Annotated in this window: 12 protein-coding genes and 1 pseudogene; 7 read left to right on the top strand and 6 right to left on the bottom strand. The window is 62.6% G+C overall.

What is annotated here, in order from left to right; translation table 11 throughout:
• Nucleotides 1-124: 124 nt before the first annotated feature.
• The 3 genes from argJ to RTH74_RS03685 all read left to right on the top strand — a co-directional run bounded on the left by argJ (nucleotide 125) and on the right by RTH74_RS03685 (nucleotide 3044).
• Nucleotides 125-1342, top strand: coding sequence for a bifunctional glutamate N-acetyltransferase/amino-acid acetyltransferase ArgJ (gene argJ / locus RTH74_RS03695; RefSeq protein WP_316913788.1), 1218 nt, complete (start codon nucleotides 125-127; stop codon nucleotides 1340-1342).
• A gap of 131 nt (nucleotides 1343-1473) precedes the next feature.
• Nucleotides 1474-2106 (top strand): glutathione S-transferase family protein, encoded by a 633-nt coding sequence (locus tag RTH74_RS03690; RefSeq protein WP_316913787.1) that lies wholly within the window; start codon nucleotides 1474-1476, stop codon nucleotides 2104-2106.
• Nucleotides 2103-3044: a Nudix family hydrolase gene (locus RTH74_RS03685; RefSeq protein ID WP_316913786.1), complete on the top strand. Its 942-nt coding sequence runs from the start codon at nucleotides 2103-2105 to the stop codon at nucleotides 3042-3044. Before RTH74_RS03690 ends, RTH74_RS03685 begins: the two co-directional genes overlap by 4 nt.
• A gap of 69 nt (nucleotides 3045-3113) precedes the next feature.
• Here the strand turns inward: RTH74_RS03685 and RTH74_RS03680 are convergent, their stop codons facing one another.
• The 4 genes and pseudogenes from RTH74_RS03680 to RTH74_RS03665 all read right to left on the bottom strand — a co-directional run.
• Nucleotides 3114-3689: a cob(I)yrinic acid a,c-diamide adenosyltransferase gene (locus RTH74_RS03680; RefSeq protein WP_316913785.1), complete on the bottom strand. Its 576-nt coding sequence runs from the start codon at nucleotides 3687-3689 to the stop codon at nucleotides 3114-3116.
• A gap of 3 nt (nucleotides 3690-3692) precedes the next feature.
• Nucleotides 3693-5711, bottom strand: coding sequence for an ATP-binding protein (locus RTH74_RS03675; protein ID WP_316913784.1), 2019 nt, complete (start codon nucleotides 5709-5711; stop codon nucleotides 3693-3695).
• A gap of 71 nt (nucleotides 5712-5782) precedes the next feature.
• The gene (locus RTH74_RS03670; protein ID WP_316913783.1) at nucleotides 5783-6694 is read right to left on the bottom strand and encodes a putative 2-dehydropantoate 2-reductase; all 912 of its coding nucleotides are present in this window, start codon (nucleotides 6692-6694) and stop codon (nucleotides 5783-5785) included.
• Nucleotides 6691-7656: pseudogene (locus tag RTH74_RS03665) on the bottom strand (response regulator); the annotation flags it as partial. The pseudogene RTH74_RS03665 and the gene RTH74_RS03670, both read right to left, overlap by 4 nt.
• 135 nt (nucleotides 7657-7791) lie before the next feature.
• On the opposite strand from RTH74_RS03665, the gene RTH74_RS03660 reads away from it, so the two are divergent.
• Nucleotides 7792-8271 (top strand): YajQ family cyclic di-GMP-binding protein, encoded by a 480-nt coding sequence (locus RTH74_RS03660; protein ID WP_017678988.1) that lies wholly within the window; start codon nucleotides 7792-7794, stop codon nucleotides 8269-8271.
• 103 nt (nucleotides 8272-8374) lie between these two features.
• Nucleotides 8375-9202 carry a mechanosensitive ion channel family protein gene (locus tag RTH74_RS03655; protein ID WP_125836021.1) on the top strand — a complete coding sequence of 276 codons (828 nt, stop codon included), beginning with the start codon at nucleotides 8375-8377 and terminating at the stop codon, nucleotides 9200-9202.
• Nucleotides 9203-9256: 54 nt separating this feature from the next.
• Here RTH74_RS03655 and RTH74_RS03650 read toward each other — a convergent pair whose 3' ends face one another.
• Both RTH74_RS03650 and RTH74_RS03645 read right to left on the bottom strand, forming a co-directional pair.
• Entirely contained in the window at nucleotides 9257-11053 is a 1797-nt protein-coding gene (locus tag RTH74_RS03650; RefSeq protein WP_316913781.1) for an AmpG family muropeptide MFS transporter, read from the bottom strand.
• A gap of 43 nt (nucleotides 11054-11096) precedes the next feature.
• Entirely contained in the window at nucleotides 11097-11471 is a 375-nt protein-coding gene (locus RTH74_RS03645) for an MGMT family protein (protein ID WP_179545705.1), read from the bottom strand.
• Nucleotides 11472-11487: 16 nt separating this feature from the next.
• On the opposite strand from RTH74_RS03645, the gene RTH74_RS03640 reads away from it, so the two are divergent.
• Both RTH74_RS03640 and RTH74_RS03635 read left to right on the top strand, forming a co-directional pair.
• Nucleotides 11488-12480: a DUF481 domain-containing protein gene (locus tag RTH74_RS03640; RefSeq protein WP_316913780.1), complete on the top strand. Its 993-nt coding sequence runs from the start codon at nucleotides 11488-11490 to the stop codon at nucleotides 12478-12480.
• A gap of 129 nt (nucleotides 12481-12609) precedes the next feature.
• Nucleotides 12610-13623 (top strand): DUF481 domain-containing protein, encoded by a 1014-nt coding sequence (locus RTH74_RS03635; RefSeq protein ID WP_316913779.1) that lies wholly within the window; start codon nucleotides 12610-12612, stop codon nucleotides 13621-13623.
• Nucleotides 13624-13633: the final 10 nt, after the last annotated feature.

Genomic DNA, 13633 nt, shown 5'->3' with positions numbered 1-13633 from the left:
AGCGGGCGCTTCGGCTATGCTGCCAGCGCCCTGACAACGCCGCGAACGGCCCAGCCGCTCGCGGCGTTTTACCATCTCATTCGGTCGCCGAAGCGATCACCGTTTATCTGAAGGAGCGCATCTCATGGCTGTTGGTCTTGGCCCGCTGTCTACCCTGCACCCGGTTCCTGGTTTCGAGCTGGGTATCGCCTCGGCCGGCATCAAGCGTCCAGGGCGCAAGGATGTGGTGGTGATGCGCTGTGCCGAAGGTTCGCGTATCGCCGGGGTGACCACCACCAACGCCTTCTGCGCGGCCCCTGTGCTGATCACGCGCGAGCGTCTGGGCGGCGAAGTGCGTTACCTGCTGACCAATACCGGCAATGCCAACGCGGGTACCGGCGCTGATGGCCTGGCCCGTGCGCGTCGCTCCTGTGCGCGCCTGGCTGAACTCACCGGTGTTACCGAAAGCGCCGTGCTGCCGTTCTCCACCGGTGTGATCGGCGAGCCGCTGCCGGTCGAGAAGATCGAATCCGCGTTGCAGGCCGCGCTGGATGATCTCAAGGCTGACAACTGGGAAGCTGCCGCCACCGGCATCATGACCACCGACACCCTGCCCAAGGGCGCCAGCCGTCAGTTCCAGCACGATGGCGTGACCATCACCGTGACCGGCATCTCCAAGGGCGCCGGCATGATCCGCCCGAACATGGCCACCATGCTTGGCTACATCGCCACCGACGCCAAGGTCGCGCAGGGCGTGCTGCAGGATCTGGTGCGCGATGCGGCGAACAAGTCGTTCAACCGCATCACCATCGACGGTGACACCTCCACCAACGACTGCTGCATGCTGATCGCTACCGGCCAGGCCGCACTGCCTGAGATCAGCGACGCCTCCGGTGAGCTATTCGCCAAGCTCAAGCAGGCGGTGTTCGAGGTGTTCATGGAAGTGGCGCAGGCCATCGTCCGTGACGGCGAAGGTGCGACCAAGTTCGTCACCGTGCAGGTCAACGGCGGTGGCACCCATCAGGAGTGCCTGGACGTGGCTTACGCCGTCGCCCACTCGCCGCTGATCAAGACCGCGTTGTTCGCTTCCGACCCCAACTGGGGGCGTATCCTCGCGGCTGTCGGCTATGCCGGTGTGCCGCAACTGGATGTGAGCAAGATCGACGTGTTCCTTGGCGAAGTCTGCATCGCCAGCAAGGGTTGCCGTTCGACCACCTACACCGAAGAGCAGGGCGCAGCAGTGATGGCGCGTGAGGAAATCACCATCCGCATCGAGCTGGGTCGCGGCAGCTGCAGCGAGACCATCTGGACCACCGACCTGTCCCACGAGTACGTCAAGATCAACGCCGAATACCGCACCTGATCAGTCCCGGCCGTACACTATTCCCGCGCCTCATGACCCCATGACGCGCGGGAATTTGCTATTCGGTGGTCGGCCTTTTAACGTCGAGCGACTTCGGGGTATTTCCAGGAACGTAGGCGAGGACACGCAAGATGGCACTGCAACTGGTGATTGGCGACAAGAACTATTCCTCCTGGTCTCTACGTGGGGCGCTCGCGGTCGATCTGGCCGGTGCCGACTGCGAAGAGCTGCGGGTACGTTTGTTTCAGCCTGACAGCCGCGCACAACTGTTGCGCTATTCGCCCACCGGCAAGGTGCCGGTTCTGCTGACCGAACAGGGGGCGGTGTGGGACTCCCTGGCGATTGCCGAGTACCTGGCCGAGTGCTATCCAGAGGCGCAGCTGTGGCCGCAGGACTGTCAGGCTCGCGCGCTGGCACGCAGTATCTGTGCAGAGATGCACAGCGGCTTCACTGCGCTACGCAGTCATATGCCCATGGATCTGGCACGGGACAAGGCGCTGGCCGAACTCCCTGACGAGGTACAGGCCGATATCGATCGCATCTGCGCTATCTGGGCCGGCTGCCGTGAGCGTTACGCCAGTACCGGCAACTACCTGTTTGGCCAGGTCAGCATTGCCGATGCCTTCTTCGCGCCGGTCGCCGCGCGACTGCGCAGCTATCGTGTGGCGCTACCGACAGCGGCAGCGGCCTATGTCGAAACCATCTATCGTTGGCCGGCGTTCCAACGCTGGTATCAGGCAGCATTGCAGGAGGTGAAGGAGTGAAGCGTGTTCATGTCGCCGCAGCGGTGATTCGGGGTGTCGATGGACGCATCCTGATTGCCAAGCGCCCGCAGGATAAGCACCAGGGTGGTCTGTGGGAGTTTCCCGGCGGCAAGGTGGAAGAAGGCGAGGCAGTGCACGTCGCCCTCGACCGTGAGTTGCAGGAAGAGCTTGGCATCCGTCCGCAAGCGGCGCGTGCGCTGATTCAGATTCGCCACGATTACCCGGACAAGCAGGTGTTGCTGGATGTCTGGGAAGTCTCGACCTTCAGCGGTGAGCCGCATGGCGCAGAAGGCCAGCCGCTGGCCTGGGTCAGCGAGCGGCAACTGCTGGAGTACGAGTTTCCCGCTGCCAACAAGCCCATCGTCGCCGCCGCGCGCCTGCCAGATCGTTACCTGATCACCCCGGACGGCCTGGAACCGAGCGAGCTGCTAGCCGGCATCCGCAGTGCCCTGGCGCAAGGTGCCCGGTTGATTCAGCTGCGTGCGCCGAACATGTTCGACCCGCAGTACCGCGACCTGGCTGTCGACGTGCAGGGCCTGTGCGCCGGCAAGGCGCAACTGATGCTCAAGGGACCGCTGGAATGGCTGGGCGACTTTCCGGCGGCAGGCTGGCACCTGACTGCCGAGCAACTGCGCAAGCATGCCGCTGGCGGCCGGCCTTTCCCGGAGCATCGCTGGCTGGCAGCGTCCTGCCACAATGCCGAGGAGCTGGCGTTGGCAGCGCAGATGGGTGTGGATTTCGTCACCTTGTCGCCGCTGCAGGCGACCGCAACGCATCCCGAAGCGCTGCCGCTGGGCTGGGAGGCAGCAAGCGAGATGCTGACCCATTTCAACCTGCCGGCTTACCTGTTGGGCGGCATTGGCCCGGCCGATATCGAGCGCGCCTGGCAGATTGGCGCCCAGGGCGTTGCGGGCATTCGCGCGTTCTGGCCGCGGTAGGGTCCGTACCTAGCATTCAGCGCGGTATTTTCCCGGTGCGCACGGCGCACCCTACGGCTTACCGAGTGATCAAGGCTTGTCCGCAGCTTTCCACAGAACTTCGGCAATGCCCTGGCGCTTGGCAATCAGTCGGGCGGCGACGAACAGCAGGTCAGAGAGGCGATTGACGTAGGCCAGGCCCTCGGCGCGTAGCGGCTCGACGGCATTGAGGTGTTGGCAGCGGCGCTCACTGCTGCGTGCGAGGCTGCGGCACACGTGGGCCTGGGCGATCAGCCTCGAGCCGCCAGGCAGGATGAAGTTCTCAAGAGGCCCGACCTCTTCGTTCCAGCTGTCGATGGCGGCCTCCAGGCGCTGCACCTCCCTCTGTTGCAGTGCCTGATACTCGGGCATCGCCAGTTCGCCACCGAGGTCGAACAGGCGGTGCTGGCAGGAGCTCAGCACTTCGCTGATTTCCTTGAGCCCTGGCCAGGTCGTGGCCGCCTCGTCGAGCTCGGCGAGTAGCAGGCCGAGCTGACTGTTGAGTGTGTCCAGCTCGCCGATGGCCTCGATACGTGGGTGGTCCTTGCCGACCCGGCGGCCGTCGGCCAGACCGGTTTCACCCTTGTCTCCGGTGCGGGTATAGATCTTCGAGAGGCGAAAGCCCATGGCTCAGAGTCCTGTGTGCTCGGGCAGCGAGGCGAGCGGCAGGCGCAGGGTGAAACAGGTGCCCTGGCCTGGTGTGGAGTGCACCTCCATCTGCCCTTTGTGATTGTTGGTGATGATGAAGTAGGAGACCGCCAGGCCGAGCCCGGTGCCCTGACCGACTTCCTTGGTGGTGAAGAAAGGCTCGAAGATGCGCTTGCGTACCGCCTCGCTCATGCCGGTGCCGTTGTCTTCCACCTGTACTTCTGCCCAGCTGCCGACCTGCCTCGTGCGCAGGGTGATGCGGCCGGATTCTACACCCTCATCGCGCTGGTGAATGGCCTGGGCAGCGTTCTTCAGCAGGTTCAGCAGTACCTGCTCGAGCTCGTTGGCGGTGCCTGCCACCGGGCCTAGCAACGGGTCGAACTGACGCACGATCTCCAGGGTCTTGAAGTCGAAGCTGTCGGTCAGATCGAAGTCGTTGCCGGCGATCTCCAGGGCCTGATCGATCAGCGCCGGCAGATCGCAAGGCGATAGCTGGCGGTCGCTACGGCGGCTGAAACTGAGCATGTGGCTGACGATTTTGGCCGCACGCTGGCCGGCCTGCTGGATGCCGTCGAGCAGGCGTGGAACCTCGCGCGCCTCCATATAATGCTCAATCGCAGGCAAGCTGACGCCGGCCTGCTCGGCCTGTTCGAGGTTCTTTTCCAGCCCCGGCGACAGGCGCCGACGAATGTTCTGCACGTTATGCAGGATGGCGCCGAGCGGGTTGTTGATTTCATGCGCCATCCCAGCTGCCAGGCCGCCGACCGAGAGCATCTTCTCCGACTGCACCATCATTTCCTCCAGGGCCAGGCGCTGGGTGATGTCGTCGATGCGGATCACCACGCCTCGGCCGGCGCCGCCCATCAGCGGGTAGAAGGTCAGGGCGTAGTGGTGAGGCTCTTCGTCCTTGTGCCAGGTGACGCGCTCGATTTTCTCCACGCGATGCTGCTCGGCGGTGCGTTTGAGCTGCGCGAGAAAGGGCTTCAGCGGCGGGAAAGCGAGAAATACCGGCTGATTCAGCGCTTCTTCCAGGCGTGTCCCGGAAAGGGCGCTGGCTTCCTGATTCCACTGCGTCACGTAGAGCTGTTCGTCGAGGGCGATCAGCGCCGAAGGCATGGAGTCGATGATGCTGTTGAGGTAGTTCTGAAAGCCGGTGAGTTTCTTCTCGATCTTGCTGCGCACCTGCACTTCCAGCTCCAGCTTGCGGTTGGAGTGACGGGTTTCCTCGGCCAGGCTCTGCGCCTGATCGAAGGCCTGCTGGGCGTCGTCGCGGGCACGTTTGAGCTGTTGTTCGCGAGCTTCCATGCGCATCAGCATGGTATTGAACGCATCGGCCAGGCTGCCGATTTCATCCTGGTTGCCGCGATTGGCGCGTAGCGCATAGTTCTCTTCGCGGGTGACCTGGCGTGACAGCTCTTCCAGCCGGCGAATGGGCTTGGTCACCAGGCGTTTGATCTGCCTGGCTACCAGCATCCACAGCAACACGCTGAACGCCAGAATGACCAGGCTGGCTGTCAGCGTTCCGGTATAGAACGCGCCAGGCAATTCGCTGGAAGCCACCAGCAGCAGGGCTCCGGGATGACCGCTGGGGTGCGGCAGGTCGACCAGCAGGTTGGTGCGAAAGGCTGTTTCGCGCCAGTGTGGCAGTTGGCTGAGCTCTTGCGGCAGCTGCAATTTTTCGCCGCGCTGCAGTTGCGCCAGGCTGTCTCCGTTGCTGTCGTAGATCACCGCGGCACGCAATGGCGCGTATTCATCCAGGCGCTTGAGCAGGGCCTGGGCCGAGGCTGGAGAGTTCAGTGCCTCTTTACTGAGCGTCGGGCTGGCGATGAGTCGACCGAGGGTGTGCAGAGCCTGCGGCGCCATGCTCTCCTGGGTGATCCAGTAGGCTGCGCTGATGAAGGCCAGGTTGGCCACCAGCATCACAGCGGCGAGCAATACCAGCAGCGCAGCGAGCAGTTTGCGGCCTACGGGCAGATTTTCGAGGCGCTGACGCAGTCTCATGAGGGTATCGCTGTGGCGAGTTAAGAAGGCAGGTTAGCGCGCCAGGGCTGTCATTGCCACGGCCAGGGCCGCTAGCTCAGGGGCAAGCCGCGTTCGTCGAGATGCCTGAGCAGGCGCTGTTGCAGATGCTGCAGGTGCGGCACATGCAACTGATGACGCTGCGCGGCAGCGCAGGCATAGCCAAGCAGGTAACTGATCTCGGTGCGACGTCCCTGCGCTACGTCCTGGTGCATGGACGAGTAGTTAGCCGCGGTGGCGAGAATCACGCGCTGGACTTCCTCATGCAGATTCTCCGCCGCCGCTGGTTGGCCGCAGCGCTGCAGCAGTTCGCCGAGCTCGGCGCACAGGGTGGCAACTTCGGCCGGATGTTCGCTCAGGCCTCCATTGCGGCAGTCGTGTAATACGCTGAGCGGGTTGATTGCGCAGTTCAGCGCCAGCTTGCGCCACAGGCGCGTGAGAATATCCGGGCTCCACTGGTGAGCGATGCCCGCGTGCTGCAGCTCGTCCAGCCAGGCTGGCGGCTGGGGATCGTTCGGGTCGCCCAGCCAGTTGTAGCCGTTGCCGGCGAACACCACCTGAAAGTCGGCAGGGCGAAAGGCCCCTTCGGTGCTGGAGACGAACAGGCAGCGCTGTCTGGGTAGGCGTTGGGCGACTTCATCCTGGCTGCCCAGGCCGTTCTGCAACAGCAGCAGCTCGGCGCCCGGGGCCAGACGCTCGGCGATGGTCGCCACCGCGCTTTGCGCGTCATAGGCCTTGCACGCCAGCAGCAGGCGATGGATGGGCGCGTCGGCCTGTGGCAACTCCGCGGCAATGGCGTACTGCTGGGCCTGGCCTGCTTCGATCAGGGTTAGGCCGCCGGCCTGCTGGTAGGCTGCGAGGCGTTGCGGGTTGCGCAGAATCAGCCTGACCGGCAGGCCGGCACGGGCCAGGCGTGCGGCCCAGAGGCTGCCGAGGCTACCGGCGCCGAGGATGTGCCAGGTCACGGCAGAGGTAGGCGCATGGCTGCGACCCGGCCGCTGACGTAAGACTCTGGCAGCAGATTTTGCGCATGCTGAATCAGTTGTTCCGGGGTGGTGGGTAGCGCCTTGGCGTCCAGGCCGACCAGGCTGATGCCGGCTTTCAGCGTAATGAACCCTTCGCTGGTCTTGAAGGCCTTGAAGTTGAGCCCTTCGTGCAGGCGCTTGAAGCTGCTAGGCGAGCATTCGTGCAGGTCTTCGAGCAGGGTGATCAGGCCGAAGTGGTTGTCATCCAGGCGGGTCAGCACGTCCAGTGGTCTGACGAGCTGCTGCAGGCGTCGTGCGACGCCATGTAGCAGTTCGTTGAAGAAGCGGTCGCCGTACTGGCTGCGCAACTGACTGGCGTCCTGCAAGCCGATCAACAGGTAGCAAACGGCACCGCCACGTGATTCGATCTGACGCAGGCTGTCGGTGAGCTTCTGCTGCAGGTAGCGTGGGTTGCCCAGGCCGGTGAGCGGATCGACCAGGTTACGCCGCTCCAGGCTGGCGATGTTGTGCGTGAGCATGCGGTTTTCGTGTAACAGGCGCTGCAGGGTGTTGCACAGGCGATCAGCGGCGTACACACGGGGCACCAGCTGTTCGTTCATCGCCGCCTTGCTGATGAAGTCATCGACGCCGCGGTCGAAGGCTTCGCTCAAAACGTTTTCGCCTTCCTTGCCGGTAAGCAGGATGATGTAGGTGTAGTGATCGGCGGTTTCGTCCAGCTGGCGCACCCTGGCGGTCAGCTCCAGGCCGTCGATCTCGGGCATCAGCCAGTCGGCCAGCAGCACGCTGGCGGGGCGCTGCTCGAGCAACTGCAAGGCTTCGCTGGCGCTGTTGGCGAAGCGCACATCCTGATAGCCGGCCTGGCTCAGTGCGCGGCCGATCATGGCGCTGGAGAACTTGGCGTCATCCACCACCAGGATGCTGAGATGGGGGTTGGGCATGGGGCAGGCTCGCAGACAGAGAGGAAGGACGCCAAACGGCGCGTATCAGTCTGGATATAATGGGCTCGCCATAGTTATCGTCAAGTCAGGCGCGTTCACTCCGTGAAGAGGATCGCGCCGTCCATCAGGAGCCCACTCATGCCTTCGTTCGACATCGTGTCTGAACTGGACAAACACGAACTGACCAATGCGGTCGACAATGCCATCAAGGAGCTCGACCGTCGGTTCGACCTGCGTGGTAAATGCAGCATCGAGAGCAAGGACAAGGCGCTGACCTTGACTGCTGAGGCCGAGTTCATGCTCGAGCAGATGCTCGACATCGTGCGCAGCAGCCTGATCAAGCGCAAGATCGACTGCCAGTGTATGGAAACCAAGGAACCCTACGCATCGGGCAAGGTGATGAAGCAGGAGGTCACTTTCCGCGAAGGCATCGACAAGGAACTGGCGAAGAAGATCGTCGCTCATATCAAGGACGCCAAGCTCAAAGTGCAGGCCGCCATCCAGGGTGAGCAGGTGCGCGTTACCGGCAAGAAGCGTGATGACCTGCAGGAAGCCATCGCCCTGCTGCGGGGTCACGAGTTCGGCATGCCGCTGCAGTACAACAACTTCCGCGATTGAACCTTTGTGATGCTGAGTCGTCGCAGGCTAGGTTGCTAGCATTCTGACCGCCATGGCTTGCCATGGCGGTTTCGTTTCATGTACGGGAAAACAGGAGCACCCTATGGAGATGAACGTCGAGGAACTGGTGAAAATGTCCGAGGCCTGGCTGCCGGTGGTGTTGGAGTACAGCGGCAAGCTGACCCTGGCAGTGATCACTCTGCTGATCGGCTGGTGGCTGATCAGCCGGCTGACGTCGAGCATCGAGAGCATGCTCGCAGCGCGTAAGGTGGACCGCGCGTTGAGCAGCTTCATTGGCAGCCTGGTCAGCATCGTGCTGCGTATTCTGCTGCTGATCAGCGTGGCTTCGATGATCGGTGTGGAGACCACTTCGTTCATCGCCATGATCGGTGCCGCGGGTCTGGCCATCGGCCTGGCGTTGCAAGGCAGCTTGGCCAACTTCGCCGGTGGCGTACTGATCATGCTGTTCCGTCCGTTTCGGGCTGGTGATTGGATCGAGGCACAGGGTGTCTCCGGTAGCGTCGACAGCATCCAGATCTTCCATACCACGCTGAAGACCGGCGATAACAAGGTCGTCATCGTGCCCAACGGCAGCCTGTCCAACGGCCACATCACCAACTACTCGCGTGAGCCGCGTCGGCGCGCCGATATCAATATCGGTATCGATTACTCCAGCGACATCAAAAAAGCGCGCGAGGTGCTGCTGGAAATTGCCCAGGACCCGCGCGTACATGTCGATCCTGCGCCGGTGGTGTTCGTGACCGGGCTGGGTGACAGTGCGGTGAACCTGTCGCTGCGTGTGTGGGTGGCTACCGGCGACTTCTGGCCGGTGACCTTCTCCTTTACCGAGCAGGCCAAGGAGCGTTTGACCGAGGCGGGCATCGGTATTCCGTTCCCGCAGCGGGTGGTGCATTTGGCCAAGGCCGAGTGAGGCGCGCTGAAATGAAAAAGCCCCGGTCGATCCGGGGCTTTTTTTGTCTGCCAATCAGGTCTTGTCGAGTGCTGGTGGCGTCGCATCCGGCAACGGCTGGCGTTTGTCACGCCGCCACTGGACGATGATCAGCAGCAGTGTCGGTATACCCATCAGTGCTGTGGCCAGGAAGAAGTGGGCGTAGCCGAGGCTTTCCACCATCACGCCGGAATAGCCGCCGATCAGACGCGGCAGCAACAGCATGATGGAGCTGAGCAGGGCGTACTGGGTGGCGGAGAACTTCAGGTTGGTCAGACTCGACAGATAGGCCACGAACGCCGAGGTAGCCAGGCCGGCGCTGAAGTTGTCGCAGCTGATGGTGACGATCAGCATGTTCAGGTGCGGACCCATGCCCACCAACAGCATGAACATCAAGTTGGTGGCCGCCGATGCTGCAGCACCTATCAGCAGAATCGGCATGATGCCGAAGCGCACGATCAACAGGCCACCGACGCCGGCGCCGAGCAGGGTCATCACCAGGCCGAAAACCTTGCTGACGCTGGCAATCTGCTCCTTGGTGAAACCCTGGTCGATGTAGAAGACGTTGGCCATCACGCCCATCACGGTATCTGACAGGCGATAGGTAGCTATCAGGCTAAGTAGCAGCAACGCTTGCCAGCGATAGCGCACGATGAAGTCGTTGATCGGCGTGAGCACCGGGGCCATGCCGCCCCAGAACAGGCTGGAGACCGACAGGCTGGTGAGCAGGGTATAGAGCAGTGCACGCAGGAAGGCGCGGTCGTAGTAGAGCAACTCCTGCAGGCTTATCTGACCCTGGAACACTAGCATCAGGTCACTTTCGTAGAACTGGGTGACCATGGCCGGGATGGCGATCAGGAGAATGATCAGCAGCAGTACGGAAAGCAGTTGGTGGAAGAACCCGTACCTGGCGGCAGCCGTTTTAAGGACCGGTGCCAGCCCGCCCCAGAACAGCCCGGATGCGCAAACGCAGGCCAGAGTGCTGTAGAGCATGGCGCGCAGGAAGGCGCGGTCGTTGTAGAGCAGCTCGTGCATGCTGACGTCGCCGAGCAGCATGAGCATCAGATCGCTCTGATAGAACTGGATGAACATGGTCGGCACGGCGATGATCAGCACGATGACCGCGCTGATCGCCAGCAACTGGTGGAAAAAACCATGCTTGGGTGGCGCGACATTGATGTGCGGAGGTGCTGGCGGCTCGCGCATCCAGATGGAGGTGAGCAAGCCAGGCAGCATCAGCAGGGCGAAGACCATGTAGGTGCCGGTCCAGGCGCTGAATTGGTAGTCCTTGGCGGTCGAGCCGAAGCCTTCGGCGAAATACAGCGCACCGGCGGTGGCCAGCAGCGCGGCAACCCGGTAGCCGGTCATGTAGGCGGCAGCCAGTGCAGCCTGATGCTCGTCGCCGAGAATTTCCAGGCGATAGGCATCGATGGCGATGTCCTGAGTGGCCGAGGCGAAGGCCACTAGCACGGCGAGTGCGATCAGCGAGGACAGGTGCGTCTGCGGATCGTAATAGGCCATGCCGATCAGACCGATGGCAACCAGCGCCTGTGACAGCACCAGCCAGGAACGGCGCCGGCCAAGTTTGCCCAGTAGAGGCAGGCGCCACTGGTCGAGCATTGGCGCCCACACCCATTTGAAGGCGTAGGCCAGGCCTATGAGGCTGGCGAAACCGATGGTTTCGCGCGCTACTCCGGCTTCGCGCAGCCATACCGAAAGGGTCGAGAACACCAGCATGTAGGGCAGGCCGGCGGCGAAGCCCAGAAGCAGCAGAGCCAGGGTGGCGGGATTGGCGTAGGTCGCGAGGGCTTCTCGCCAGGATTTGCGTGGCATCAGGCTCGAATCTGGGCAGGGGGGAGTCTTGGTAGGGCGCACTCTAACTGCTGTGCTCCATCGGGCGCCAGCCGTGGCGACGTATATCCACACGTTCGTTCAGGATGCTGATGCCCTCTGCGCGCAGACGTGCCCGTTGTTCGGCACCGGAAGGGCTGCCGGCAGCCAGGCTGAGGCGCCCGCCTGCGGCGATAACCCGGTGCCAGGGGAGTGTGGTGCCATCCGGCAACTGGCTCAGCGTGCGGCCAACCCAGCGCGCGGCGCGGCCCAGGCCGGCCAGCTGCGCCAGTTCACCATAGCTGACGACCTTGCCCTCAGGCACCTGCGCCAATACCAGATACAGCGCCTCGCGACGCGCTTCCACGCTTGCCGGTGGTGGTGCCGGCCATGCAGACTCTGGCGGTTTCGTCTTGCCCATAGGGTTCGTCCTTATCATGCGCGTACTAATCGCCTTATTCCTTTTTACCCTGGCAGCCCCGATCTGGGCCGATACCGTCTGGCTGGACAACGGTGATCGCCTCAGCGGTGAAATCATTCTGCTCGATGGCGGCAAGTTGGCGCTCAAGACCAAATACGCCGGCCAGGTGCTGATCGACTGGAAGGATATCGATACCCTCAGTTCGGACAAGCCCCTGCTGGTGCGCCGCAGCGGTTTCGACAACGAACGTAGCGAAAGGTTGGCGGCCGCCGGTAGCGGCATGGTGCGGGTGGAGGGCGAGCGCGAGTACACCCTGCCGCTGGCGCAGATCAAGCGCCTGGTGCCGCCGCGGCCACTGCTGGAGGATCGTCTCTGGGAGGGCAACCTCGACGCCAAGCTGGACATGAAGCGCAACCAGAACGACGTCGACGAGTGGAAGCTCAAGGGCAATACCCGTGTCGAACATGGGCGCTGGCGCCATGTACTCAGTGGCGAGCTGGAGCGTGAAACCAAGAACGACAGGAAGGTCGAGGACAACTGGGAACTGGAGTACGACCTTGACCGTTTTCTCACCGAGCATTGGTTCTGGCGGGTGGGTGTAGAGCAGGCCGAGGATGAGTTCGAAACCATCGACCGTCAGCGCATCGTCGGCACCGGCCCGGGTTATCGTTTCTGGGATGACGAGCTGGGGCGTTTCGACCTGATTGGCCAGTTCAACCGCGTGCGTCTGGAGTCGGATGTGGCCGACCTGGCATTCAACACCACGTCACTGGAGCTGGATTACAAGCGCCTGCTGTGGGGTACTCGCCTGGAGTTCTATGCCAACGCCCAACTGCAGATTCCACATATCGAAGAAATCGACTACGTGCTCGATAGTGAATTCGGCTTGCGCTATCGACTCAACCAATGGGCACGCCTGTCGCTGCTCTATGAACTGGATCAACTGCGCGCGCAGGGGCAGACCGTGTCGGACCGGCATTACCTGATCGGTGTTGGCGTCGGCTGGTGATGCCTGTCGACGGAACGCCGCCCGACGGAAAAAGCTGAACTCTGAGTATCCTGGTCGGTCAGCTGTTGCTCTGGCGCCGGGGTTGCGGATAATGCCCGGCTTTCGTCCACCAACGCCATTGCCCAACTTATGTCGCGCTCTACATCGCTGTCCCTGCTAGGCCTGAGCATCGCTCTGTGCAGTTCCGCCGCCTTCGCCGATACCGTCTGGCTGAAGAACGGAGACCGTCTCTCCGGCACCATCCGCTTCTTCGACGGCAGCAAGCTGCTGCTGGAAACCGACTATGGCGGCTCCATTCCGCTGGACTGGAAGAAAATCGCCACCCTGGAAAGTGATCACGAGCTGCTGGTCAAGCTCGGCCCGGTGGATGGTGAGCGCGCCAAGTCGCTGCTGGCTGCCGAACCTGGCAAGGTGACCCTGGCCAATGGCGAAGCGCCGAAGACCATCGAGCTGACGCAGATCGAGCAGATCATGAAGCCCAAACCGCTGGTGGAGGATTTCACCTGGAAGGGCAACGTCGACCTCGGTCTCGACTACAAGCGTGGCGAGCGTGACTCCGACGACTACGACGTCGATATCAAGACTCAGGCCCGTCATGGACGTTGGCGGCACAACGCGATTGCCGACTACAATCGCGAGCTGAAGAACGACGTCGTCAGTACCGACAACTGGAGCGCCGAATATGCGCTCGACCGCTTCCTCACGGAAAAGTGGTTCTGGCAGGGGCGTTTCGAGTACAAGCGCGACCGCATCGAGGAAGTGGAGCGTCAGCGCACCCTCGGTACCGGTCCCGGTTACCAGTTCTGGGATGACGAGCTGGGCGCGTTCTCCATCGCCACCCTGGCCAACCGCAGCGATTACCGCTACAGCAACGGTGAGCAGGACCGTTTCTACGCCATGAGCGTGAAGTGGGACTACAACCGCTATCTGATCGGCAAGACCGTCGAGCTGTTCACTGTCGGTGAGGTCGGTCGTCCGCTCAGTGGCGCGGCGGACTACAGCCTCGATGCGGAAGTCGGCCTGCGTTACAAGGTGACCGACTGGGCGTCGCTGAACATGAAAGCCGAGAAAGATATCGTCAGCGGTGCTGAGGGCGATCTGAACGAAACCCGCTACACCCTGGGGTTCGGCGTCGGCTGGTAAGCCGGTACCA

This window comes from Pseudomonas sp. zfem001, assembly GCF_032621725.1.
GTDB lineage: Bacteria > Pseudomonadota > Gammaproteobacteria > Pseudomonadales > Pseudomonadaceae > Aquipseudomonas > Aquipseudomonas sediminis.
The sequence above is the reverse complement of the archived record's forward strand: the minus strand, read 5'-3'. Positions and strand labels throughout refer to the sequence as shown.